General features: G+C 44.3%; 15 protein-coding genes and 4 pseudogenes. 9 read left to right on the top strand and 10 right to left on the bottom strand.

What is annotated here, in order from left to right; all coding sequences use genetic code 11:
• The first annotated feature begins 17 nt into the window (after positions 1–17).
• The 4 genes from rpoC (at position 18) to GCWU000325_RS02280 (ending at position 9,023) form a co-directional block, all read left to right on the top strand.
• Positions 18–4,295: a DNA-directed RNA polymerase subunit beta' gene (gene rpoC, locus GCWU000325_RS02295; RefSeq protein ID WP_006254380.1), complete on the top strand. Its 4,278-nt coding sequence runs from the start codon at positions 18–20 to the stop codon at positions 4,293–4,295.
• Positions 4,296–4,800: 505 nt separating this feature from the next.
• Positions 4,801–5,988, top strand: a complete 1,188-nt coding sequence (locus GCWU000325_RS02290; RefSeq protein ID WP_006254377.1) for a hypothetical protein — start codon at positions 4,801–4,803, stop codon at positions 5,986–5,988.
• 1,113 nt (positions 5,989–7,101) lie between these two features.
• Positions 7,102–7,284 (top strand): hypothetical protein, encoded by a 183-nt coding sequence (locus GCWU000325_RS02285; protein ID WP_040598787.1) that lies wholly within the window; start codon positions 7,102–7,104, stop codon positions 7,282–7,284.
• A 41-nt stretch (positions 7,285–7,325) separates the two neighbouring features.
• On the top strand, positions 7,326–9,023 hold the full coding sequence (locus tag GCWU000325_RS02280) for a hypothetical protein (RefSeq protein WP_040599183.1): 1,698 nt from the start codon (positions 7,326–7,328) through the stop codon (positions 9,021–9,023).
• A gap of 481 nt (positions 9,024–9,504) precedes the next feature.
• On the opposite strand, the gene GCWU000325_RS02275 is transcribed toward GCWU000325_RS02280, so the two are convergent.
• From GCWU000325_RS02275 to GCWU000325_RS02265, 3 genes are all read right to left on the bottom strand, one after another.
• The gene (locus tag GCWU000325_RS02275) at positions 9,505–11,187 is read right to left on the bottom strand and encodes a RagB/SusD family nutrient uptake outer membrane protein (RefSeq protein ID WP_006254372.1); all 1,683 of its coding nucleotides are present in this window, start codon (positions 11,185–11,187) and stop codon (positions 9,505–9,507) included.
• Between the two features lie 74 nt (positions 11,188–11,261).
• Positions 11,262–13,970 carry a SusC/RagA family TonB-linked outer membrane protein gene (locus GCWU000325_RS02270; protein WP_006254371.1) on the bottom strand — a complete coding sequence of 903 codons (2,709 nt, stop codon included), beginning with the start codon at positions 13,968–13,970 and terminating at the stop codon, positions 11,262–11,264.
• A 632-nt stretch (positions 13,971–14,602) separates the two neighbouring features.
• Entirely contained in the window at positions 14,603–17,629 is a 3,027-nt protein-coding gene (locus GCWU000325_RS02265; protein ID WP_006254370.1) for a T9SS type A sorting domain-containing protein, read from the bottom strand.
• A 194-nt stretch (positions 17,630–17,823) separates the two neighbouring features.
• Here GCWU000325_RS02265 and GCWU000325_RS02260 point away from each other — a divergent pair, with 194 nt between their 5' ends.
• Positions 17,824–18,000 carry a hypothetical protein gene (locus tag GCWU000325_RS02260; RefSeq protein ID WP_006254369.1) on the top strand — a complete coding sequence of 59 codons (177 nt, stop codon included), beginning with the start codon at positions 17,824–17,826 and terminating at the stop codon, positions 17,998–18,000.
• Between the two features lie 469 nt (positions 18,001–18,469).
• On the opposite strand, the pseudogene GCWU000325_RS02250 reads toward GCWU000325_RS02260, so the two are convergent.
• The 3 genes and pseudogenes from GCWU000325_RS02250 to GCWU000325_RS11870 all read right to left on the bottom strand — a co-directional run.
• Positions 18,470–19,474: pseudogene (locus GCWU000325_RS02250) on the bottom strand (hypothetical protein); the annotation flags it as partial.
• Positions 19,475–19,520: 46 nt separating this feature from the next.
• Positions 19,521–20,198 (bottom strand): hypothetical protein, encoded by a 678-nt coding sequence (locus tag GCWU000325_RS02245; protein WP_244832869.1) that lies wholly within the window; start codon positions 20,196–20,198, stop codon positions 19,521–19,523.
• Entirely contained in the window at positions 20,167–20,370 is a 204-nt protein-coding gene (locus GCWU000325_RS11870) for a hypothetical protein (RefSeq protein ID WP_154646553.1), read from the bottom strand. Before GCWU000325_RS11870 ends, GCWU000325_RS02245 begins: the two co-directional genes overlap by 32 nt.
• Positions 20,371–20,508: 138 nt before the next feature.
• On the opposite strand from GCWU000325_RS11870, the pseudogene GCWU000325_RS12560 reads away from it, so the two are divergent.
• A pseudogene (locus tag GCWU000325_RS12560) lies at positions 20,509–21,810 on the top strand (IS1380 family transposase).
• Between the two features lie 172 nt (positions 21,811–21,982).
• Here GCWU000325_RS12560 and GCWU000325_RS02230 read toward each other — a convergent pair.
• Together GCWU000325_RS02230 and GCWU000325_RS11865 are read right to left on the bottom strand one after the other, a co-directional pair.
• Positions 21,983–22,660 carry a hypothetical protein gene (locus tag GCWU000325_RS02230; protein ID WP_244832867.1) on the bottom strand — a complete coding sequence of 226 codons (678 nt, stop codon included), beginning with the start codon at positions 22,658–22,660 and terminating at the stop codon, positions 21,983–21,985.
• On the bottom strand, positions 22,629–22,832 hold the full coding sequence (locus GCWU000325_RS11865; RefSeq protein ID WP_154646552.1) for a hypothetical protein: 204 nt from the start codon (positions 22,830–22,832) through the stop codon (positions 22,629–22,631). Before GCWU000325_RS11865 ends, GCWU000325_RS02230 begins: the two co-directional genes overlap by 32 nt.
• Before the next feature lie 163 nt (positions 22,833–22,995).
• Between GCWU000325_RS11865 and GCWU000325_RS02225 the strand changes: the two genes are divergently transcribed.
• On the top strand, positions 22,996–23,205 hold the full coding sequence (locus tag GCWU000325_RS02225) for a hypothetical protein (protein ID WP_006254360.1): 210 nt from the start codon (positions 22,996–22,998) through the stop codon (positions 23,203–23,205).
• A gap of 101 nt (positions 23,206–23,306) precedes the next feature.
• Here GCWU000325_RS02225 and GCWU000325_RS02220 read toward each other — a convergent pair whose 3' ends face one another.
• Together GCWU000325_RS02220 and GCWU000325_RS11860 are read right to left on the bottom strand one after the other, a co-directional pair.
• Positions 23,307–23,717, bottom strand: coding sequence for an A1S_2505 family phage non-structural protein (locus GCWU000325_RS02220; protein ID WP_006254358.1), 411 nt, complete (start codon positions 23,715–23,717; stop codon positions 23,307–23,309).
• Entirely contained in the window at positions 23,717–24,598 is an 882-nt protein-coding gene (locus GCWU000325_RS11860) for a DUF1810 domain-containing protein (RefSeq protein ID WP_006254357.1), read from the bottom strand. The genes GCWU000325_RS02220 and GCWU000325_RS11860 overlap by 1 nt, the downstream gene beginning before the upstream one ends.
• 173 nt (positions 24,599–24,771) lie before the next feature.
• On the opposite strand from GCWU000325_RS11860, the pseudogene GCWU000325_RS02210 reads away from it, so the two are divergent.
• A pseudogene (locus GCWU000325_RS02210) lies at positions 24,772–25,497 on the top strand (transposase); the annotation flags it as partial.
• 101 nt (positions 25,498–25,598) lie between these two features.
• Positions 25,599–25,710, top strand: a pseudogene (locus GCWU000325_RS11855) (IS5/IS1182 family transposase); the annotation flags it as partial.

Below are 25,710 nucleotides of genomic sequence, written 5' to 3'. Positions count from 1 at the left end.
ACTAAATTCAAAAGAAAATGGCTTTTAAAAGAGATAATAAGATAAAGAGCAACTTTACGAAAATCACGATTGGCTTAGCTTCTCCAGAGGAGATTTTAGCTAATTCATATGGTGAAGTGCTCAAGCCTGAGACGATAAACTACCGCACCTACAAACCCGAACGTGACGGACTCTTCTGCGAGCGTATTTTTGGACCGACAAAAGACTACGAGTGTCATTGCGGTAAATACAAGCGTATTCGCTATAAAGGTATTGTTTGCGATCGTTGCGGTGTTGAAGTTACAGAGAAAAAGGTAAGACGCGAGCGTGCCGGCCATATTGCTTTGGTCGTTCCCGTTGTGCATATTTGGTACTTCCGCTCTTTACCCAATAAGATCGGTTATCTTTTAGGACTCCCAACGAAGAAGCTCGATACCATTATATATTATGAGCGCTATGTCGTTATCCAGCCGGGCGTATTGGGTGAAGAAGTTGAGGTAAACCAACTCCTCACCGAAGATGAATATCTCGACTTGTTGCGCAAATTGCCGAAAGAGAATCAATATTTAGACGATTCTGACCCCAACAAGTTCATTGCGAAGATGGGTGCAGAAGCTGTTCTAGATATGCTTCAGCGCATTGACCTGGACCAGTTGAGCTATGATCTTCGAGATCGTGCTAATTCTGATCGTTCTGCGCAGCGCAAGAATGAGGCCTTGAAGCGCCTTCAAGTTGTAGAGTCCTTCCGAGCAAGCAAGGAGCGCAATAAGCCCGAGTGGATGATTATGAAGATCTTACCCGTTATTCCGCCAGATCTTCGCCCGCTTGTGCCTCTGGATGGTGGGCGCTTTGCCACTTCCGACCTAAACGACCTTTATCGTCGCGTATTGATTCGCAACAACCGCTTGAAGCGCTTATTGGAAATTAAGGCTCCTGAGGTGATTCTTCGCAATGAGAAGCGTATGTTGCAGGAAGCTGTTGACAGCCTCTTTGATAATTCTCGCAAGTCATCAGCAGTTAAGAGTGATAGCAATCGTCCGTTAAAGTCTTTGTCTGATGCCTTGAAGGGTAAGCAAGGACGTTTTCGCCAGAACCTACTCGGTAAGCGTGTTGACTATTCAGCCCGTTCAGTTATCGTCGTTGGTCCGGAGTTGAAGATGGGAGAGTGCGGTCTTCCGAAGTTAATGGCTGCTGAACTCTATAAACCATTTATTATTCGTCGCTTGATTGAGCGCGGTATTGTCAAGACAGTAAAGAGCGCGAAGAAGATCGTGGATCGTCGTGATGCCATTATTTGGGACATTCTCGAATTTGTCATGAAAGGTCATCCCGTTCTGCTTAACCGTGCTCCGACCTTGCACCGTCTTGGTATTCAAGCTTTCCAACCGAAATTGATTGAAGGTAAGGCAATTCAGTTGCACCCCTTGGCTTGTACCGCATTTAATGCCGACTTCGATGGTGACCAGATGGCTGTTCACCTCCCGCTGAGCAATGAAGCTATTATTGAAGCACAGATTTTGATGCTTCAGAGCCACAATATCCTCAATCCGGCTAATGGTGCGCCGATTACCGTTCCTTCTCAGGATATGGTGTTGGGGCTCTATTATATCACCAAGCTGCGCAAGGGTGCTAAAGGCGAAGGCCTGACTTTCTATGGCCCTGAAGAAGCTATTATTGCTTACAATGAGCGCCGCGTAGAAGTTCATGCTCCGATCAAGGTTATTGTAGACGATCTTGATGAGAATGGCACGTTGGTTAAGCGAATGCTTGAGACTTCTGTAGGTCGTGTAATTGTCAATGAGATTATTCCGAAGGAAGTGGGCTATTTCAATGGTATTATCTCCAAGAAGTCTTTACGCGACATTATTGCTCGTGTGATCAAGACCGTAGGTATGGCTCGTGCGTGCGAGTTCTTGGATGGTATCAAGAACTTAGGCTATCGCAAGTCCTATGAAGGTGGTCTTTCTTTCAACTTAGACGACATCATTATCCCGCAAGAGAAGCAAGACATCGTAGCGAAGGGTAACGAAGAGATTGACCAGATTATGGCCAATTATAATATGGGTTTCATCACCGATAATGAGCGTTACAACCAAGTTATTGACACCTGGACGCACGCCAATACCAATTTGAAGCGTACCCTGATGAAGCAGATGACGGAAGCTGATCAAGGTTTCAATGCCGTATTCATGATGTTAGACTCCGGTGCCCGTGGTTCTGCTGACCAGATTGCCCAGTTGGCCGGTATGCGTGGTTTGATGGCTAAGCCGCAGAAGGCTGGTGCAGAAGGTGCGCAGATTATTGAAAACCCGATTCTCTCCAACTTCAAGGAAGGTATGAGCGTATTGGAGTACTTCATCTCTACTCACGGTGCGCGTAAGGGTTTGGCCGATACAGCTTTGAAAACGGCCGATGCCGGTTATCTGACGCGTCGTTTGGTCGATGTGTCTCACGATGTGATCATTACCGAAGAAGATTGCGGCACTTTGCGTGGACTCGTTTGCACTGCCCTTAAAGATGGCGATGAGGTGATATCATCACTGAGCGAGCGTATCTTGGGCCGCGTATCTGTTCACGACATTGTTCATCCGATGACGGGTCGCCTCATTGTTGCTGCCGGTGAAGAAATTACCGAGCCGATTGCTGCTGAGATTGAGGCTTCGCCGATCGAAAGCGTAGAAATTCGCTCCGTCCTTACTTGCGAGAGCAAGCACGGCGTTTGTCAGAAGTGTTATGGTCGCAACTTAGCTACTTCTCGTATGGTTCAGAAGGGTGAAGCCGTTGGTGTTATTGCAGCTCAGTCTATTGGTGAGCCGGGTACACAGTTGACGCTTCGTACCTTCCACGCCGGTGGTATTGCCTCCAATGCAGCTGCCAATGCCTCGATCATTTCTAAGCAAGACTGCCGCGTCGAGTTTGAAGAAATGCGTACGGTCGACATTATCAACGAAGACGGTGCTGCCGGCAAGATTGTTGTCGGTCGTTTGGCTGAAGTACACTTCATCGACATCAATACCGGTATCGTTTTGTCTTCGCAGAATATCCCCTATGGTGCACAGTTGTTTGTAGGCGATAAAGAGAAAGTAGAGAAGGGTACGATGGTAGCCAAGTGGGATCCGTTTAATGCCGTTATTGTCACTGAGTTGGCTGGTAAAATCCATTTCAACGATGTGATTGAAGGTGTTACGTATCGCGTCGAAGAAGATGAAGCTACAGGTCTTCGTGAGCGTATCATTATAGAAGCTAAGGAGCGTAACCGCATTCCTTCAGCGGATATTTTGGATGAGAAAGGCAACATCATTCGTTCTTACAACTTCCCCATCAATGGTCACTTGGCCGTAGAAGATGGCGAAGAGTTGAGAGCCGGTGCTGTCCTGGTGAAGATTCCGCGTGCCGTAGGTAAGGCTGGTGATATTACCGGTGGTCTGCCGCGTGTTACGGAACTCTTTGAGGCGCGCAATCCGTCTAACCCTGCCGTTGTTTCTGAAATTGATGGCGAGGTGAAGATGGGCACGATTAAGCGTGGTAACCGTGAGATCATCATTACGTCCAAACTCGGAGAGGTTAAGGCCTACCTCGTGCCGCTGTCTAAGCAGATCTTGGTACAGGAAAACGACTACGTTCGTGCAGGTGAAGCACTCAGCGATGGCTCGATCACACCGGCCGATATTTTGGCCATCAAGGGTCCTACCGCAGTGCAAGAATATATTGTTAATGAGATACAAGACGTCTATCGTCTGCAGGGCGTTAAGATCAATGATAAGCATTTCGAAGTTATCGTTCGTCAGATGATGCGCAAAGTGCAGATCAACGACCCGGGAGATACACGTTTCTTGGAGTTGCAAGTAGTCGACAAACTAGATTTTGCTGAGGAGAATGACCGTATTTGGAGTAAGAAAGTCGTAGTAGATGCCGGCGATAGCGAGATGATGAAGAAGGGTATGATCATTACGGCGCGCAAGCTCCGCGATGAAAATTCCCGTCTCAAGCGCCTTGACCTTAAGTTGGTGAAAGTGCGCGATGCCGTGCCGGCTACGTCTACACAGATCTTGCAAGGCATTACGCGCGCAGCGTTGCAGACCAAGAGCTTTATGTCCGCAGCTTCCTTCCAGGAGACTACAAAAGTCTTAAACGAGGCTGCTATCAGCGGAAAGATAGACTATTTGGAAGGTATGAAGGAAAACGTGATTTGCGGCCACTTAATCCCGGCCGGCACGGGTCTCCGAGAGTTCTCCAATCTCGTCGTTGCTGATGCTGAAGAATATGCCCGCGTTCAGGCAGAGAGAGCAGCTGCTATGGCAGCAGATCAGGCCTGATCGCTGATTTAATAAACTAAAGGCGGCCGTCTTATTCTTGCAAACCCTTTGTAAGGGGTAGCGAAAATAAGACGGCCGCCTTTTTTGTGCGGATTAGCATTGGTGGCGTGCGAGGGGCGAGTATGCCATAATAGCACGTGAGCCGGATAGGAGAGAATTCCGCTAAAAGTCGTGAGACCTTTGTGTGGATATTATTCTTGTTTCGTTGTTTGTTGGCCGGCAAGAATAGTTCAAATTGTAAAGGTCATAGGAGTGAGCTTTCATTTGTATTTGTTTTATGTTTAAATACGAAGTTGTGAGGAATACACTACTTTTATATCTTTTATGGGATTTTTTATTACTGAAATATCTGATTGTGGTAAAATAAAATCGTAGCTTTGTAAGCAGAAAGGTAGTTGCAACTTTTCTAGACTTTAAGGACAACACAACAATACTAATTCTGGCTGAATTAAATTAGCTTGATAATTGAGTGTACAATAGTTTAACCAGTTTAATCATCAATCAAATGAAAAAGTCATTACCTCTTTTCATCGTCCCAATTATGCTCTTTGCCTTAGTTCAGAGCGTAAAAGCACAAGACCAGTCACCCAAGTATTTCTTTCAAGGTGTCGAAAGATTAAATTCCAAAGCCGGCTTCCGCTACGTCTATGACGCACAGAACAAGATCAAGGCTTCCGTCTATTATGATTCCCAAGGAAAGGTGCCTCATGTGGACTCTATCTATTATGACGGACAGGGCAGAATCAACCGCGTTGACCAATATCAGGTCCTTTCCGGCGAAATTCCAGATCCGCTCCCCTTGGATACTCGTTTCCAATATACTTATGACGAGAAGGACAGAGTGCATGAAAGAATTATGTACTACGGATATGCACTTGATAATCCGGCCGGCAAGAAAGAATTGATCTATGACGAGCACGGCAACAATATAATTATCCGTACTTACCTGCTCTCAATCGGTAAAACGGTTGATATGAGATACATCTATAACGAGAAGAACCAACTTATCAAGTCAGGTTATCCTTCAGATGAAGATCCGAACAAGATCACAACCAACATCAAGACATACGAATATGATGAAAATGGCAATCTGATTAAGGAGAATTCATATACAGACGAGCCGAATCCTATGCTCAACGGTTACGTGCAGTACACCTATAAGGATAAGAATCTGACGGATATGCTGCTCATGGACATCAATCCGGAAACAACGGCAGAGAAAGTCTATTTGATCTTCAAGTTTGAATATAACAACCAAGCAATGGGTAAAGACGCATATTATCCTGTTTACCCATTCTCTTATGACGGACCGATGTTCCACAATTCAATCGTAGAAGATGCACTGAGCAATGGTAACCTGAGAACTACGATGATTAGCATTGATCCGGATGTGGAAGAAAGCAAGCAGAAAACGACTTTTGCATATCTTTACAAGAATAACGACCCGGCATCTGTTGAAAGAGTAGGGGCTGCAAAAGAATTTAAGGCTTACAAGAATGGCGGCGTTCTTACTATCGAGGGCTACCGGATTTCTAAGACAAGCGTTTACGACATGAACGGAAAAGTCGTGGCAAATGTAGACGCTCAGGCCGACAGAATCGATATTCCGGTTGAGGCACTTGGTCGTGGCGTATTCGTCGTTGTTGCGCAGAACGTCAAAGGTCAAAAAATGAACGTGAAGGTGATCTTGTAATACGATCTCATATATGATGGGAAACGCAAACATCTTTAAAAACGTTTCGTTTTGATTAAGGAATGAAAGGATGCGTCAAAACTCTTGGCGCATTCTTTTTATATATCTCTTTATCTGCGCCGCACAAACAGCTTAACGCGTAAAGCTTGCACACTTGGGATATTCCTAAAGAAAATTAAAATCGTTTCATTCGTATTATACACCGTTTGAGACCTATTGGAAAAGCGGAATGTAGCCTCATACGCTACGGCATTTGCGCCGGTTTTTAGTTTGTTCTTATCGCAGACTTTACCTGCAAACTAATTCAGCAATTGCGCCCATCCCGTCAATTTTTTTTCTCTCATCAGTACTCCTCAAAATTAGCTTAGGGGCAAATGAAAACTGTCTTAGGAGAAAATAAAAACACACTCCTAAGACAATTAAAATTCTCTCCTAAGACAATTTTTACTTTCACCTAAGAAAGTTTTTGCACTCTTGGTAGTGTTGATTTTCAATGTGTTATTAGGCTTTATTTTTCGTGCTTAACCGTCATGTGCCGCCAATCTTACTTTTTCCACTGTAAACATTTTTCGCATATATCCGATAGACCTTGTAACAGGTATAATGGGGAGTAAGGATAAACATTGTAAGCTTCGCCTCAATGCTGCCGCGGATTGCCGGAATAATCTCAAGTTCTTAGGCTTGGTCTCTCAAGACATGCCATAGCGAATAGATGAGAGCATCTTTTCGCCCACGATATTTGCAGGTCTCAATAAAACGTCTTACCTTTGCCGTCAATTAGGTGCTTAGTGGGTGAGCGTGAAGATGATAGCAAAAACAAATATAAACATATCTCATAAGGTGATGCGGAGCGATGCTGATGGCTCTGTATCTTTTAACAGTTTATATTTGGCCCGTTTGGATATTTTGCTAACACACACACACACACACACACACAAGGCACCTGGCGTAACTTCACACTTATTAAACCTTTTTATACGCGCGCGCGAAGCGTGCCGTAAACCTTGTAAACAAAGGGCTCTCGCGAGTTCCCTTTGTTCGCTTTATCATAACCTTTTACCTCATCGGATAAATGGGAAATAAGCACGATTTAATCCAATTAAATAAAAGCATATGAAACAGACAGAAAACAAGAAACGCACTTACGTGACGCCGCAGGTGGAGGTCGTCTCCCTCGACCACTGCTCCCCGCTGCTGCAGTTCTCCGGCGGGCACAATGATGCGGGCAATGACGGCCAACCCTTGGACGCCCCCCGCAACGAGTTCTTCGATACGGAGGAAGAAGAAAGCCTGTAGAAAGGCTGGCATAATTGGTAATGAACGAAAACAAGAAAACAATGAAAAGAAAGATGAAGACAAACATTTTATCCCTCTTTGTCCTCGCCTCTCTGCTGTTCGCAGCCTGCGCCACCGACAATGTCGAGCCGGGCAAGCAGAAACAGGGGCAAGAGATCGATACTGCAGGGATGACATCCTTTTCCGTAAACAACGAGGCGCCGCCCATAGACCTCACAAACCCTGTGACACCCGCGACGCGCACAGCCGGCGAATATACCGGTACGGGTATCAAGTTTTATTGGACAGCAGCCGATCGGCTCGGGGTGGTGGGAAGGCTCGATCCCGTTACCCAAGAGAAAGTGTTCTATGAGAACCGCGAGAGCGACATTCAAGCTCAGCTTCATGCCTCGGGTAAGGACCGTACGCCCAGGGCCACGTTCTGGTTTGATGGCGACTACACTGCTCCCCAATATCCTATGCGCTATGTTGGAAACTGGGACTATCCTATGTTTTACAATGTCTTAATAGAGAACAAGCAAAAGCAGACCAAGCCCAACGATGCCGCAGAGCTTGGCAAATACGGCGACTGCGGTACAGGTACAGCGTACCGACAAGCCGATGGGCATTACACTTTCATGATCGACCATAAGGCCTCCTACATCACCTTCCTACCCTATACCTTGCAGAAAGGTGTTGCCAAAGCCAAGATTGCGCAAATCAAAGTGACGGCCGACAAAGCTGTCTGCGGAAAGTTTGATTTCGATGACGATGGCATCAACCTCAACTCTCGTCCTGCCACCACAAGGTACAATAACTATATAGAACTGACCTTGGATAATTTCCCCATCCCGTTGACAGCTCCCGATGCTGATGCCAATGCTGCCATTATGCTCATCGCGCCGGGCACGTATAGCAAGTTCACCGTGGAGTACACCCTCTACGAGCCCAAATTCAATTTCCAAGGCACCATCATCAAAGAGTACAAAAACGTAACTTTCACAGCCGGCAAGAATAAGGTTATCAGCCAGAACTTGAAAGTGCCCGAATACCCGGCCGACAGCTATTATATGTGGGATGCCGCCGTGGGGCAACACTATTGGAAAGGTTATGAATGGAATAGCCCTAATCCCGAACAGCCTACTTTCGCTTGGGAACAAACCGGCTCTACCCATTATCCCAAGGATAACAAGGACCCCCGTTGGCATAGAGAGTTCCCGTTAGACCTTGCCCCCGGCAGCAGCTTGGAAGCCACCCGCAGCTGCAAGGACTGCCCAAACGCCAACGAACTTTGCTGGTATGTAGAAAAGGGAGACGCACATTGGGTTGACTCTCTTTGGGTCTGTATGGATCGTCTTTTCTTCGGGGGTATTTGGTTGAAAAAACTGAGCGTCATAGCCAAAGAGAATAGTAAATCCATATCCGACTTAAAGAATGCTGCACCTGATGGACATGATTATAGGAAGCAATATTTATACTCTCTTACAAGGAATACCACTCAAGATGTCATGCCCGAAAAGAGAGAGGATTATTTCTTCCTTCCTGCACTTGGCTATTACAGGGATGGCGTTGGTGGCCCGGCGTCAGTTGGTTACTATTGGTCAAGCACACCTTGGTGTTGGTGGGGTGATAATACTTTACCTCATTACTTCTATAGTGCCCATTGTCTGTACTTCTTTGGTGGCACCATAATGACCAATACCGGCGCTTCAGGAGGAAGTACCGGAATAGGAATACAACTTTGGCCGGCAAACCGCTAAGAGAGTAGAACACAAAATGTAGCTGACAGCTCGGCGGATAAGTAGGGAGCAGAAACTGCATCTTATATCGTCCGTCTGGGATACCTTATATTACATTGACATAAGGACTTAAGTATAAATCCTCAATACCCTTAAGTATAGGTTCGGCGGAAGTGAGGATATAAGGGTGGGACAAGGGGCTATATCGTATTCGTCAAAGAAGCGTTGCTCACAAGGCGTGTGTTCATTTACTCACTAATTTTATAGAAACTGTGATTTCTTGATTTGTTTGTCGACTCTCCCAATAACGATAATAGGACTGACTCTACACGAAAGAGTCAGTCCTATTATTATCTCCTAAGAACTTTTATCGGACAGTAAGAATTAACCTGAGTTTGGCACAAGGTGTTGCCAAGCCCCTTATAAGGAATATAGGAATATCGCCTATTTATCCATCCTCTCCATTACCCGTCGGAGTTTCGGCCGGAAGATGAGGGGGCACTTAGAAGGAGGACGACTTATAGCCGGGGTTCTGACTTAAAAGTGGGTTGAGTGAAAGGACGTTGAGCGGTATAGGGAAGACGGTCGTAAAGCCTGATGCCTCGCCGGGTAATTGAGGGCGGTCTGCATAAGCACGCGTAAACTTCCCAAAGCGGATTAAGTCGGGACGGCGGTAGCCTTCCCAAGCCAATTCCAATAGGCGCTCTGCCAAGATGTTGTCCAACGTAGCCGGCCGCGGACTCATTCCGACTCGCGCTCGCACAGCATTCAGTTCAGCTGTACCATCTTCTCCATTGCGCACTTTCGCCTCACTCTTCATCAAGAGTGCATCAGCATAGCGAAAGAGTACAATGTCGTTGTCCATAAGCTTACCATCTTTGGTCGCCGTCTTATCAATCGCATATTTCTTCATACGCGCTCCGGCTGTCACACGATGCGGCGAGGAGTACATATCAAGTTTTACCTCCCACGGATAATAAATGAGCGTATCTCCATTTTCTAAACGAACGACTTCACCATTAAGGTCTCGCACGACGCCGGCGTAATAGGTGTATTCAAAGCGTTTGTCTTGTTCGGCCGTTTCATAACCAAAAGTATTCAAAGCGTCAATGGTAGCGCTCGATCCGTTCTCTCCGGAGAAGCCGTAAGCCCCCGCGTGTCGATAATGATAGGAGCGGAAGAGGTTTTGATTCTGATAAGGCAAGGTCTGCTTATCCAAGGGAATGGTCAGAATATTCTCCAAACTGTTTTCATTATGAACGGCAAAATTATCTCTAAAATCAGCACTCAGCGTATAGCCAAAGGCGCTCAGGCTATCACAATAAGCGATACACGTCTGCCAAGCATTGAGTTTGTGCCCACCGACTTGGAAAAAGATGTCGCGCCCCGAAGGACGATTCCCATCCGTCCAATTGTCGTCCGTATACACTTCTGCATTGAGTGCCAAACGCGCCAATAAGAAATAAGCCACTGGGCGCGTGATTCGCCCATAACCCTCCCCTAAAGCATTGCTGCGCACGTTGGGAAGGCGGGGCGCTACGGTTTGCAACTCATCGACGATAAAGCGAAATACTTCCGAGCGCTCATACTGCTTCACCTCTCGCATACTTACATCCGCAGAGGTAACAAGCGGCAGGCGGCCATAAAGATCCATCAATTCATAATAATACAAGGCGCGAATGGCGCGCACCTCTGCTTCGTAATCTTGGCGTTGTTCAGGGCTTAGACGTGCAGCGTATTTCTCAATTCCGGCTAAAGACCGATTGCTAAGCGTGACAACTTTATATAGATATTTCCAAGTGGATGCCAAGACGCTGTTGGATACGCCCCAGCGATGTAGGTATAAGTCCTGCCACAAACCGCCGTCATACCAATCGCCGCCACGCGTTGGCAAGATGGCTTCATCCGTCGTAAACGTATTGAGATCGTATAGACCGCGATATGTGCCCTGCAAGCCCTGACTATCTTGATAGCCGCCGAAGTAAGAGTAAAGAGAGCCGACCGCGTTGCGGTAAATGCTTGCTGCATCGTGATAAGCCTGATCTTCTGTCTGATAATCTTTGGGCTTTTCTTCCAAGAAGTCGGAGCAAGCTGTCAAGGTCCAGAAAGCTGCCAACATTAGGCACCAAGCAATTGCGGTGAACGAGCGATCAAAGATCTTCAAAAAGGAATTTGTCTTTTGCATAAACAATATGTTTCTATCCGAGTGGTCCGCTGGCTTTTCAAATAAAGAGCTGCTACCAAACGTCGGTTATGTGCTTAGAATTGAATACTTACACCCAGTGCATAAGAGCGATAGAGTGGATAGCTGCGCTTGTCGTCCGTGCCGAGCGTCGGCCCGACTATGCTGCTGTTGATCATCGGGGTTAGTCCTGAATAGCCGGTAAGCGTCAGTAGGTTGTTGATAGAGAAAGAAAGTCGCAAGCTCCGTATATAGCGGGTCTGCTTAAGCGGCACCATCCAGCCGAAGTTGAGATAGGCTACGTGTATGTAATCGCCCTTTTCCAGCCAATAGTCAGTAGCTGTTTGATCATAAATGTTGCGTGCCGGCGCGTCTTGCATAACATTATAAAAAGGCAAACTGCCAACGTTCATATAAGTGAGTGCCGTCGCATTGTAAATCTTATGGCCGAAAGCGCCGTTGATTTGCATTGAAATATCGAAGTCCTTATAGCGCAGACCGAGATTAGCACCCAGCAAAACCTTTGGTGTAGCTTGTCCGGCAATATATCTGTCGCCTCCGTCTTCGATATTGACAACTCCGTCGCCATCCAAGTCGGCTATGTCATAGCGATACGTACCGTCGGCATTTTTAATTAAGCCTTTGCAGTGGGGCAAATAAAATACGCCGAGCGGTTGGCCTACGATCTGATAGACGATATTGTTGTTTCCTCCGTGAAATCCGGCGCCGGTAAGACTCGTGATAGGCTGGTAAGCCGGCGCAGAGAGATATTCTCCGCGATACATACCGCTGAGCGAGAGGAGTTTGTTTTGCTGAAAGGCCAAATTGACGCCCAAATTAAGCTCCACATCTTTATTACGCAGTAAGATGCCGGCTAAGCCGATCTCCAAACCACTGTTACGCATAGCGCCCAGATTAGCCAGTAACTTATCGTAGGCAAATGGCGGCACAGAGACGTCATAGAGATACAACATATCTTTCGTCTTGGCATTGTAATAGTCGAGCGTTAGCAAGAAGCGGCCCGAGAAAAGCGAGAGATCCACGCCCACATTAAAAGTCTTTTTGATTTCCCATTTAAGATCCGGATTAGCATTGCGTATCAAGCCGATAGTAACAGTGGGCGTGCCGTCAACATAAACAATGCCATTGGGCTTTAAGAGTTCAAGAGAGTTATAGCAATCGATTGCCGACAAATTTCCGGAGAGACCATAGCCTGCCCGCAACTTCAGGTCTATAGGGTAATGTAAGTTTCGCATCCACGGCTCCTTACTAACAGTCCAAGCGCCGGCAACGGAAGGGAAGAAGCCCCAGCGATTATTGCGACCTACTTTAGAACTGCCGTCTGCGCGCGTATTGATCGTCAAGGCGTAGCGGTCGTCATACGTATAGGTTACGCGTCCTAGGAAAGAGGCTAAAGCCGGATTCTCATAAGAAGAACCTGTAGCTTCCCATAAGCGGACAGCGCCGGCCGAGAGATCATAATAGCCGGTGGCATTGGTGCTCAGGTTGGACACTTGCGTATGAAAAGCTTTTAAGATATTCTTTGAGGCCTCCCCCAGGGCTAAGGCTTCCAGTCGGTGGCGTCCGAAAAAGCGGTTAAATGTTAAAGAAATATTGCCCAGCAATGCTTCTGTGCGCGTCTCTCCGCGTAAGATTTGCCCGTGACTCCATACGTAAATGGGGTTGAAGCCCGCTACATCCAGCGAACTATACGAGTAACTTCCGAAGGCCGATAGTTTGAGTCCGCTGCCCAAGTCGTAGGCTGCACGCACATGTGCATTGAAGCCCGCTTGCTCCTCGTGATCCAGCATATCGAGCAATGATTGTGGATTGGTGATCTGACTGGCGTCGGAATATTGCGCCCACGTTCCGTCCGGATTCTTGCCGCGACGAAACGTCGGATTGAAGGAAGCCGCCGAATAAAAGAGCTTTTGCACGTCGAGGATGTATTTATTCTTCTGAATATTGCCGAATACCCCTAAATCGATCTGCAAGCGGTCATCAAAGCCCTTTTGCGAGATGTCGAATTTAGCCGTAAAGTTGCGACTGCCTATCGTTTGGATCACCTGATTGTGCTGCATAAAGCCCAAGGACGCGCGATAATTGGATTGATTCGTCCCGCCGCCGAAAGCAATGTGATGGTTCTGCACGAACCCTGTCCGCGTAATGGCGTCTTGAAAATCAGTATTAAATCCTTTGTCTACCAAATAATTTCCCCTTGAACGTACGGCAGCGCGGTAGCCATCTGCCGTGAGCATCTTGAGTTGCTTGTAGATAAGTTCCGGCCCCGTCGTGACATCATAACTGATATGAAAGTCGCCGAGTCGGCCTTTCTTCGTATCGACCACGATTACACCAGAGGCCCCTCTACTACCATATTGAGAAGTCTCACTCGCATCTTTCAGAATCTGAAAGCGCTCGATGTCGGCAGGGAAAACGTTGCTCAACGTCGTCAAGTCAGCATAGACACCGTCGATAATCACCAAGGGATCATTTCCACCCGTCAATGAAGTCGTACCACGCACGCGCACTGCGTGGAGCATAGCCTCCGTATTATTGGGGTCAGCTATCGTTACGCCTACCGCTTGTCCGTGAAGCGCATCGAGTGCTCCCGTTAGGAGACCTTTATTCATGCGTTTTGTTGTGATGTTGTCGATGTTTCCCGTCAAGACACGTAGTGGCTCATCGTTGCTTGGGCTTCGTAGCGAGTCGGTCTTCGATTGAGCATAAGCGCCGCTGGTTACCAACAGAAAAAGCGACAAAATAAAAAGGGCGCGTTTGGTCATAAAAGTAAAATGCAGTTAGTTCAAGTCTGGTTTTATTTATCCGGCGCAAACTTCATTTCTTTCTTACACTGTGTGATATAAAGTTGGCACAGGCCGAAAGCATCGGATACGGCAAATTTATATATTCCTGCACAATAACGCCCGTTTTTGCCGGACTCTTTTCCTAAAAGTACTAAAATCCACAGCCTTTGCTTGGTTATGGATCTTAGGTACCGTGATTTGTGATAAGCAATACCTGTTTTTTTTGCCTTAAAACAGTCTCAACATAAGTCCCAAAATAAGATTGTCTTTCGTATATCTATACATTACACCCCAACACTACATGTCGAAATACCCATAAAAAGATACGCTGCCTTTCCCCAAAAGATACGCTCCTTTTCACTAAAAACTGCGCTGCTTTTCCCAAAAAGGTAGGCTGCTTTCGACTGAAAGGTACGTAACTTTTGGCCTCGAAGATTTGAGAATGCAGCCTTTAAGAGTTCTATGGCTATGGGTACTAAATTTTAGGGAGAAACCCTTTCAGCTATGGGTAGCTGTCTAAAACAATTGACCTTTAATTATGGTGAAGCTGCCATAATTAAAGGTCAATCGCAGTGTAATATGTTCTTAAGAACAAAGTTCTTTACTTCATCTTAATTGTTGATGGTAATCTTTTGGGTAAATCTTTGATTATTATATTCAACCAATACGATGTAGATACCCGAAGAAATGTTGCCTAACGGAATGATTCTCTTGGTGCTCTTGGCTACACAATGCCCATCGGCCGAATAGAGGCGCAGCGTTCCTTTAGCATTCAACCTTATTGCAGACTTGTCTACCGATAAGACAGACTTGTTTACCAACGGTGCTATTCCATTGACTAAGTCGAGTATGTACGGTGTAGAAGCCAAAGACTCTTTTCCGTCATTGTAGTATGCCACGACGGTATATTCAGCCTTGTCGAGCGGCTGCTTGTCGATATAGCGTGTTACTTCGAAAGGAATGCAGACGTTGTTCAGCTGCACACCGTTGCGGAAAACGTTGTAACCGATAAGAGTATTATCCTCTTCTGTGACAGCATCGTTAGGCTGGTCGGTAATGTTACCTGTAATTCGCCAGCAGCAAGAGCCCATCTGTGGGTCGTTTTCGTAGAAGTCGCGCACGGTTTTCCAAGTCTTTCCGTTGTCTTCAGAGTAGAGGTCGCTCTTTCCGGTTACGCTCGATTTCGTACTTTCGTAAGTCAGAGGAATCTGGTCGGCATCGTAATCGTGAATCTTAATGCCCACAATGAGTTCCTTTCCGCTGTCAATCTTGATAGGCTGATTGAGCTTTAGGGTTGTGTTCTCGTTGTACTTGATGTTCTCTATCTCCTGTTCGCAGATGAGTTTTCCGTCTTCAAACACCACAACAGCTGCGTGAAGGCCCTTGTCGCCGCTTGCATCGTCGTAGTAGTTGATGTAGCTTGTTACCGAAGTAAGGTACTTGCCGTGGTATGGGGCGAGCTCGCTTTGCGTGAATTTGTTTGCTCCGATGAGTTCCTTTCCTTCATTGCCGAGTGTGTAGCCCGGCGATTCCGGGTCGGAAAGATAGTTGAGCGAGTAGCCGTTTCGGCTGTTCTTCCACATCAGGAAGAGTTCGTTGTTCATCACTTTACCCGTGAATCCCTTTGGTGCATCAACGTTGTCGCCACTGCCAATCATAATGTTGTCAAGGTAGAAATAGTATGACACTGCACCCTTTCCGTGCTTGCGGAACCTTATTTGGAATACTTTGCCAGCAACTTGCTTCGTTAAATCGACCGTCAAGATGCCTTCCAAGTTTGGCAATTCCTTCACGGTCCATTCCTTGGCTACGCTCCACGACTTGCCGCCATCTACTGTATATTCAACGCTGAGTGTGTCTTTGGTCAAATCAACCTCACCGCCTCCCTGTGCAGGTTCTTGGTTGCAAAGAGTCAAGAACGAACATTTCACCTTGTTTATCTTGGTTGCATCGAGCGGACGACTTATCATACTTGAAGAGTAAGGATTGAATGTGCACGCTCCGGTAGTCACTCCCATTGAGGCGTCGTGCCCTACTTGGGCTGCCACCAACCACTCTGTATCGGCTTCGTCGCCGTAATCCTTGCTCTTCGTCCAGTAGTTAGTATTCAGCGAACCTCTCTCGAAATCTTCGAAAAGTGGGAACGCATAATCGTCGGGAACGGCAATTACTTCAGGGTTTGAGCGTGGCGAAAGCATCTCTTTTCCCTGTTTGTCGGTGTATATCGCTTCGATTGCAAACTTACGGTAGCCTGCATAGACATCTTTCTGTGCAAATGTCATCTCGTCTTGCAATTCCTTCAAAGTCGCAATCTTTTTACCATCACAGTAGACATTGTAGCCTTTCAGCGTCAATGAATTGTAAGTTGCCTTGTCTATCTTCCACGAAAGCTGAATTTGGTGTAACCCTGTTGAACCTCCTTTTGGCTTATTGGGGGTAGCAGGAATTTCCACTTCGCGCTTGGTTACATTCAATACCCAAGCCTTAGGAATTTGCCCAAACGCAATATTCGTGTCTCTATTGCCGGCAACAACATTTCCGTTTGCCGACACTGCCGACGGGAAGACCTGTGCTTGGTCTTCATAATTCATTGGGAACGGCATCTTCAGTTGCGGATTGAACAAATACAGATAATAAGAGAAATCGAAGATTCTGTCTGAAGAATATTGATACCAGAAACTTCTGTATGCAACTTCGCCCATAGTAGCTGTGCTGTAAGTTATTGCACCGAACACGTCGCCATTGTCGGCAACCGTCGGTACGCGCATTGTCTCGTTTCGCTCAAAGGTGGGCAATATGCGATATGTGCCTTTCTCTACATCGAAAAGTCGGTAGTCGGAACGGCTTGAAAGCGAGAAGATGAAGTACTTGCCATTAGGGCTCATATCAATCATACGCATCTGTTTCATCTTCGCCAGCTCGTCATCTTCGCTCTTGCAGTTCACGGTATAGCATTTCCCGTCTATCCAATAACACGCAATTGCTCTACCTCCTTCCATTGCTAACCCCACAATCGTGCGTCCGTCAGACGACACATTGATTGCAAGACCATATTTATAGGTATCGGGCAAGGGCAGTTGCTCCAATTTCCACTCGTTGTTTGCGCCACGCGTCCACTTGCAAGGATAGCTGTAAGCGAAATTAGAACATTTGCAATAGCCTACGACTACTTTTCCATCATTCGACAGTGCTGCCGCAAAGGTTCCGTCTTCGTGTTGTTTTATTTTTTGTATATCCAAATCTCCATAAGGAAGTTTCACAACTTTCCCATTCTCAAATATGGCTGCAATGTTGGTGGGAGCGTTTGTTCCGTAGAAGTCTATGAAGTGGTCTAAGTCTTTAACCGAGCCGCACAGCGTACCGGCATCGTTCACGTTTTTGAACAAACCGCAGGTTTCCCAATTCTCAGAATCGTCGGTCGTTACCCATTTGAGGCTTCCGCTGCCGACATCGTACCGGAAACTCTCCGTTCCGATTCCGGATTTGACTTTAGTTGGATTGTATCCCACAAGATACTTACCATTTGGAGAAATGGCTAAGGAAAAGGTGTTTTCCTCTAAAACTTTCACTTCGTCCGCCTGCATACCGCAGAAGAAGGAAAAAAATAGAGATAGAACCCACAAATAATGCATTTTCATAATAAAGATGTTTTTAGTTCTTTAATTTAGCAGTTTTATAACTCTTAAAAAAGTAAGCGATAAAAGGGTAAAATAGTTAGTTAAAGCTTACATGTATCAATACTTCATTTACTTTCGTACTGCTTAAAACGCTAATAAATGAGTTTTTTTGACACTTCGCAAAGATAAGTATATCTTTTGAAAAAACATTGTTTTTGGCAGATTCTATTTTACAAAAAAAGAGTTATTCATATTATCAGACACCACAACGTGCGGACTATCAGTACGCCGGACATAACTCTAAGCCTAATACAAAAGCACGCCGCAAGCACCATAAAGCAAACATTTTCGAAGCAGAAGGGGCAGCCATACTGCACGTTGACTATCCTTGAATTTAGAAAGAAACAGTCGTAAATATGTAATGAATTTGTATAGGCGAATGTTTGGCGCGACCGGATATGTGTAATGTCCTAGAATTGGTTGACAACTTTGGTTTCTTAATTTCATTCTTCTTTGACAAGTTTATTTGCTAAGTTCAAATATGCTTGTCGCAGTCTTTTCTTAACTACACAGTTAGTTGACAGTTGTCTTCTAATTGCAAAATTACTCTTTATATTTTCTTGTTGCGGTTGTTTCTGCCTCCTTCTTTTATTGTTCGACTTAATAATGTGTGCCGAGGAAGTTATGCCGTCAACCTTCCGACTTCTTCCATTGGCGTTTTCATCTGCAGACTCTGATGCGGTCTGAACGTGTTGTATAGTTTGTATGGTTGATGGTCCATTACCTAACAATAGGACAAACCTTTGTGCTCAGATAGATCACGTAAAATATTCCTCTTCGTAACCTAAAATGAAGGTCGAAGGAAATAACGGTGTTATAGCCTACGCCCGTATTTTCCGGGTCGACATAGTTGCCCTTCATCGTGGGCACACCTGGCGGCGTGCCGAGCTTCTTGTAATACTCCTCACGCTGTGCTTCTATGTTCTGCATTCGAGCGGCATAATCGCACTGTCCTGCCGTAACTATATTTCCATTGATGCCATAAACGTTATTGAACTGCCCGACACCGATTTTAGAGGCTATGCGTTTATCGCCGATGAAATAATGCTTGGTAAAGCGATTCTTATTGATGCTGATAATCGATGCCGGGTAAAGCGTATAGTTACCGTTCTCATGGAAAGTAATCCCCTGCGGTGCGCCGTTGATATAGACGCCCTCCATGGTTCCATGGCTCTTGATGATGCGTTCGCCACCGGCATTGTAGGTATAGCGGCTCGTCTTGCCGTTATCCGAAAGCACCATCAGCCGATTGTCTTCGTCCCAATACATCTCGCGCGTCTCGCTCGTCGAGTCATTCGTTATCGTCAATGGATTCCCGCCCGCATCGTAGGTATAATGGTTATGCCCGATTTGCGAGGGCGCCGTGGGGTGCTTGCAGTCCTCGTACAGATAAGCAAACGCATACGACTGCGCCACTTTGCTCGAATCCACCTTTTGTTTCTTGGTAAGCGGTTCGCCCATGATGCCGTAGGTCATATCCAATTGGTACGACGCCGTCTTGGCTTTACCGTTTGCCGAAATCAGCCGGTTGATGTCGTCGTAGACATAGCTGTGGCTATATGCCCCGCCAAGCTTCGCCTTGTTCTTCTCGGCGATATTCTGCGGATCGGCAGTGTTGATGATACCGAGGATATTATCCACCAAGTCCAAGTTGTACTTGTACTTGTTCTGCATGACGGTATTACCCGACGAGATGAGCATCACCTCTTGCAAACATTCGTGCTGCGTGTTGTAAGTGTAATTGCTTTCCATCCCATTGCCGAACTTAGTAGAAACGGTATGTTCATAACCTAACTTCTCGATAATAGTCCATTCTTACCCGAATTTATTGCTCATGAGACAGTCTTTCTTATTATCTTAAACTCGCATATGTTATTCTAATCTCATTTTTTTCTTTCCCTAAAGTTGTTATATATATAATTCTACCATAATTATCATATTTGTACTGACATCTGTAAATAACGGTCTCGTCAGAAAAATCTGGCATGTATTCATATCGGAACTCTTTAAGTAAGCCTTTTTCTATAACTATTGTGAGTGTTAAAACATAATCGACTCTTGCATTAATATATGTGTAATATTTGTTGATTTTTAATATATTAATTGTTTTACAATCGCCTTTTGTTTGAATAAAAGATTGAATTTCCGACTTATCATAATTGGATAATATATCAGAGATAATACAAAGGTCTTCGAAAATAACCTCCGGATATTTTATAATCACCCCCCACGATTCCAAGTATTTTAATTGTTCGAAAAAGACATTTTGCATATCTTTCTCGACTTTTGTGAGCCTTATAGGTTTCTTTTTCTTGCTTTTATAGACAGCTTCTTTCTTTCCATTTATATATAGACTCTTGGAAATATACCCAGATTCATACGATAAGGTAACATCCACCTGATGATCTTCCGCTACTTTACTGTTAAGAGGAAAATATAATAATAAAAGAAGTAAAAACACTTTCATAATTAATATCTTGTATAATGACATATTTTTATTAATTTGTTTTCCAAAATATTGTTCTACCATATACAGCAGTGGATTGTAACCGCATTTTTCCCGCATTAGGGTTAGGAATTGACTTCTTTGTTACTGAGTTATAAAAAGAATCCCGTGCAGCACGAATCATAGGTGCTTTGAATGATTTACCAATATTATTTTTCCACTGAGCATAATGTTTTGGAGAAATATTCCAACCCATAGTATTCCTTAATTCCGCAGCATAAATTCTTGTAAAAACTCCAAGTGTCTGAGAAACAAAGTTCTCAAAACACTTGGATATGTCAGAAATTTCACCTATCTTGGTGCTGCAAACATAACAAGTAAGCAAAAATCTGACATAACAAAGGTAGCAATTAAAAACGAGAATATCACTTCCTTCGGTGGAATTTATCACATCATGGACGTTTTCTCAAAGTTGGGCTTTGAAAAACTTACCGAATCTGTATTGGGCAAACGTGGAAGTAGCGGCAAAGCATTCAGCCATGGAAGTATTTTCGGCTCTCTCTTCTTCAGCTACCTTTGTGGTGGAGAATGCCTTGAGGACATCAATGCGCTTACAGGACAGTTCAGGCAGAGACCTGATACGCTGTTACCCGGTGCCGACACCGTGGGGCGAGGACTGAAGGAGCTTGCCGAGAAGAATATTGTCTATAAGGGCGAGACCTCCGACAAGTCGTATAGTTTCAACACGGCACAGAAGTTGAATACCTTACTTTTACGGATGATACGGAGGATGTGGCTTATAAAAGTGGGCAGTCATGTTGACTTAGACTTTGAACATCAGTTTATTCCAGCCCACAAGTTCGATGCAAAGTATTCTTACAAGCAGGATTCTGGCTATTTCCCTGGTTGGGTTTCCATTGGGGGAATCATAGTCGGAGGTGAGAATCGTGACGAAAACACCAATGTGAGATTCCATCAAGAAGACACGCTCCGTCGCATTATGGACCGTGTAACCTCAGAACTTGGTGTGGTAATAGAGCGTTTCCATGCCGATTGTGGATAGTTCTCAAAGGAAATTATCCAAACCGTAGAGCAGCGCTGCAACACGTTCTATATACGTGCAGCCAACTGCGACAGCCGACACGAGGACTTCCGCCAGCTGAAAGAATGGAAGAGTGTTGAGGTTGGTTATGAGAGATGCGATGTCACCTCCGTCAGCATAGACAACTTAATAGAAGGAAAGTCATACAGGCTTGTCGTACAGCGTAGTCCTTTGAAAGGCAAGGATGGCAAGCAACAGACAGATATCTTCGGAGTAATATACACATACCGCTGTATCCTCACCAATAACTGGATGTCTACCGAGAAAGACATCATTACATTTTATAATGAGCGTGGAGCAAGCGAAAAGAACTTCAATATACAGAACAATGACTTCGGATGGTCACATCTGCCCTTTTCCTTTATGGCTGAGAACATGGTTTTCATGATGGTTACCGCCATGCTGAAGAACTTCTATCTCTATCTCGTCCGTCATATCAGCGAGAAGGTCAAGCCATTGAAAAAGACAAGCAGGCTGAAAGCCTTTATCCTCCATTTTGTCAGCGTGCCAGCAAGATGGGTGCGCACTGGAAGGCAGAACGTTCTGAACCTATATACAAATAAAACCTACTACTCTGAGGTCTTCATTGAATAAACAGTATTTCTTTGTGGTTTTTCATACTTCCCCATTGGTTTGGGTGGGGGATTTCATGCTTAAAAAAGACCCAAGAAACACCGAAGCACCTCATATCAGCATATAGAACCCCCAAAAAGACATCTCAACATATAAAATTTTATCACAAGAAAAAATACTGCGGAATTAAGGATTATCTTAAACTCGCATATGTTATTCTAATCTCATTTTTTTCTTTCCCCAAAGTTGTTATATATATAATCCTACCATAATTATCATATTTGTACTGACATCTGTAAATAACGGTCTCGTCAGAAAAATCTGGCATGTATTCATATCGGAACTCTTTAAGTAAGCCTTTTTCTATAACTATTGTGAGCGTTAAAACATAATCGACTCTTGCATTAATATATGTGTAATATTTGTTGATTTTTAATATATTAATTGTTTTACAATCGCCTTTTGTTTGAATAAAAGATTGAATTTCCGACTTATCATAATTGGATAATATATCAGAGATAATACAAAGGTCTTCGAAAATAACCTCCGGATATTTTATAATCACCCCCCACGATTCCAAGTATTTTAATTGTTCGAAAAAGATATTTTGCATATCTTTCTCGACTTTTGTGAGCCTTATAGGTTTCTTTTTCTTGCTTTTATAGACAGCTTCTTTCTTTCCATTTATATATAGACTCTTGGAAATATACCCAGATTCATACGATAAGGTAACATCCACCTGATGATCTTCCGCTACTTTACTATTAAGAGGAAAATATAATAATAAAAGAAGTAAAAACACTTTCATAATTAATATCTTGTATAATGACAGATTTTTATTAATTTGTTTTCCAAAATATTGTTCTACCATATACAGCAGTGGATTGTAACCGCATTTTTCCCGCATTAGGGTTAGGAATTGACTTCTTTGTTACTGAGTTATAAAAAGAATCCCGTGCAGCACGAATTATAGATGCTTTGAATGATTTACCAATATTATTTTTCCACTGAACATAATGTTTTGGAGAAATATTCCAACCCATAGTATTCACATGTATTTCAAAATGACCATTACCTTAATTCCGCAGCATAAATTCTTGTGAGAACTCCAAGTGTCTGAGAAACAAAGTTCTCAAAACACTTGAATATGTCAGAATTCTCACCTATCTTGGTGCTGCAAACATAACAAGTAAGCAAAAATCTGACATGACAAAGGTCGCAATTAAAAACGAGAATATCACTTCTTTCGATGGAATTTATCATATTACGGACGTTTTCTCAAAGTTGGGCTTTGAAAAACTTACCGAATCTGTATTGGGCAAACGTGGAAGTAGCGGCAAAGCATTCTGTTATGGAAGTATTTTTTGTGGTTTTTCATACTTCCCCATTGGTTTGGGTGGGGGATTTCATGCATAGAAAAGACCCAAGAAACACCGAAGCACCTCATATCAACATATAGAGCCCCAAAAAGACATCTCAACATATAAAATTTTCTCACAAGAAAAAATACTGCGGAATTAAGGATAGAAAGATTTGGGTAAGCAAATATTCTTGATTCCTATAGATTCCTTAAACAAAGGTGCTATGTCACTGTCCTTGAAACCTGCAATGCCACAACCGATGCGTGTGACATAGAAGAATAATTCGGTATGCTCCTTGGCAAACTCAATAAACTGGTCAACATAAGATTTTATAGTCTCTACGCCTCCTTGCATGGTGGGAATTGCATAACTTTGACCTTGCAACCCAACACCTTGTCCCCATATTGCACCGAACTTTTTACAGGCAGCCCTGGCTGCACCACCTCCATGAAGACCATGAAGGTTACTTCCAAAGACGAATATCTCATCTAATTTCAGAGAAGAAATGGCATCAGGAGTATATTCTGGACGTACTATGCCATTATATGTTCGCTCATCGGTTTTCACTATTGTGAACAAAGAGAATCCTTTATCAACATATCTAAAACTGGTTTTATGTTCTTGTCATCACAATGAGCCTGCATAAACTCATCGATAGCATCCGCTATCAGGAACACACTATCATCTTTGGCAAATTCATACTGACAGTAGATACCGTTCATTTCCTTGTATAATGAATCATCATGTACATTATCTACAATTTTTTGGAAGAAAGACCTCATGTAAAAAAGGATGGTGTGCTTAACGCCAGATACTCGATAGACAGAGAAATCTTTTGTCCAAAAATAGCGAGACAACAGTTTCCGCATGGTCTCACCACGTCCCAACAAATCCCAAAGCGTTCCGATACTTTGTTTATATTCAATCTGATTAGACTCATAGGTTCCACTCTCAAAGAAAGCCCTGGCTGGTTCGTGGATACCATTTCTTCGAAAAGCATCATCTTCCTTATAATATGACAATTCCGATGCGACTATCTTTAGACTCTTCTGGCAACGCTCTTTATTGAAATAGTTCCCCAAAAAGTCTGAGAAGATGTCGCCTGGAGATACAAGGTCAAAGAGCGTCAGGCAAGAACGCAGCTTCATTGCATCTAACGCTCCGAAAATATCTTCCGCATCTCCAAAGACAGGAAGAGCCTCCATCGCGTCATAAAGGCGTTTGCCCAATGTCTCATCTTCCAAGAATGCTTTGGCTTCAAGCAGTGATTTGATACTATATCGTTGTGACATACTGCTATGTCCCAAACCATGAATTTGAGGAAAGACGTACCACATCCAATGAGATTCCTTCCTTCCATTCTTTATCTCCTGAAGTGCGGTGTCATACGAATCGTAAGTGTCCTGCACTTTTACGAATCTTTCTAAATCAAACAAATCGACGTTCATATTATATCTGACTTTTTATTGATTAACGAATTGATCTAATTCCTTAATTCCGCAGCATAAAATCTTTTAGGAAATCCAAGTGCCTGAGAAACAAAGTTCTCGAAACACTTGGATATGTCAGAAATTTCACCTATCTTGGTGTTGTAAACATAATAAGTAAGCAAAAATCTGACATGACAAAGGTAGCAATTAAAAACGAGAATATCACTTCCTTCGGAGGAATTTATCACATCATGGACGTTTTTTCAAAGTTGGGCTTTGAAAAACTTACCGAATCTGTATTGGGCAAACGTGGAAGTAGTGGCAAAGCATTCAGCCATGGAAGTATTTTCGGCTCTCTCTTCTTCAGTTACCTTTGTGGTGGAGATTGCCTTGAGGACATCAATGCGCTTACAGGACAGTTCAGGCAGAGACCTGGTACGCTATTACCCGGTGCCGACACCGTGGGGCGAGGACTGAAGGAGCTTGCCGAAGAGAACATTATCTACAAGAGCGAGACATCAGGCAAGTCTTATAGTTTCAACACGGCACAGAAGCTGAACACCTTACTTTTACGGATGATACGAAGAATGGGGCTTATAAAAGTGGGCAGTCATGTTGACTTAGACTTTGATCATCAGTTTATTCCAGCCCACAAGTTCGATGCAAAGTATTCTTACAAGCAGGATTTTGGCTATTTCCCCGGTTGGGCTTCCATTGGGGGAATCATAGTCGGAGGTGAGAATCGTGACGGAAACACCAATGTGAGATTCCATCAAGAAGACACGCTCCGTCGCATTATGGACCGTGTAACCTCAGAACTTGGTGTGGTAATAGAGCGTTTCCGTGCTGACTGCGGGTCGTTCTCAAAGGAAATCATCCAAACCGTAGAGCAGCGCTGCAACACGTTCTATATGAGACCTTTGCACAGCGATTGGTGTGTATTTTGTTTGTTAATTCATTGTATAATAGGAAGTTATTTCGTATATTTGAGCATTAAAAACAGCATAATACTCCTCCCATGGCATACCAATCCAAGAATACCGATGAGCATGTAACATTTGCAGACGCACTCCTTTCAAAGCGTTATCGCAAAGCACAAAACGACTTCCTCAATCAGGTTGACACGCTTA

The organism is Alloprevotella tannerae ATCC 51259, assembly GCF_000159995.1.
In the GTDB taxonomy this organism is placed as follows: domain Bacteria; phylum Bacteroidota; class Bacteroidia; order Bacteroidales; family Bacteroidaceae; genus Alloprevotella; species Alloprevotella tannerae.
Note: the sequence above shows the minus strand (reverse complement) of the source record. Positions and strands in the feature narration are given on the sequence as shown.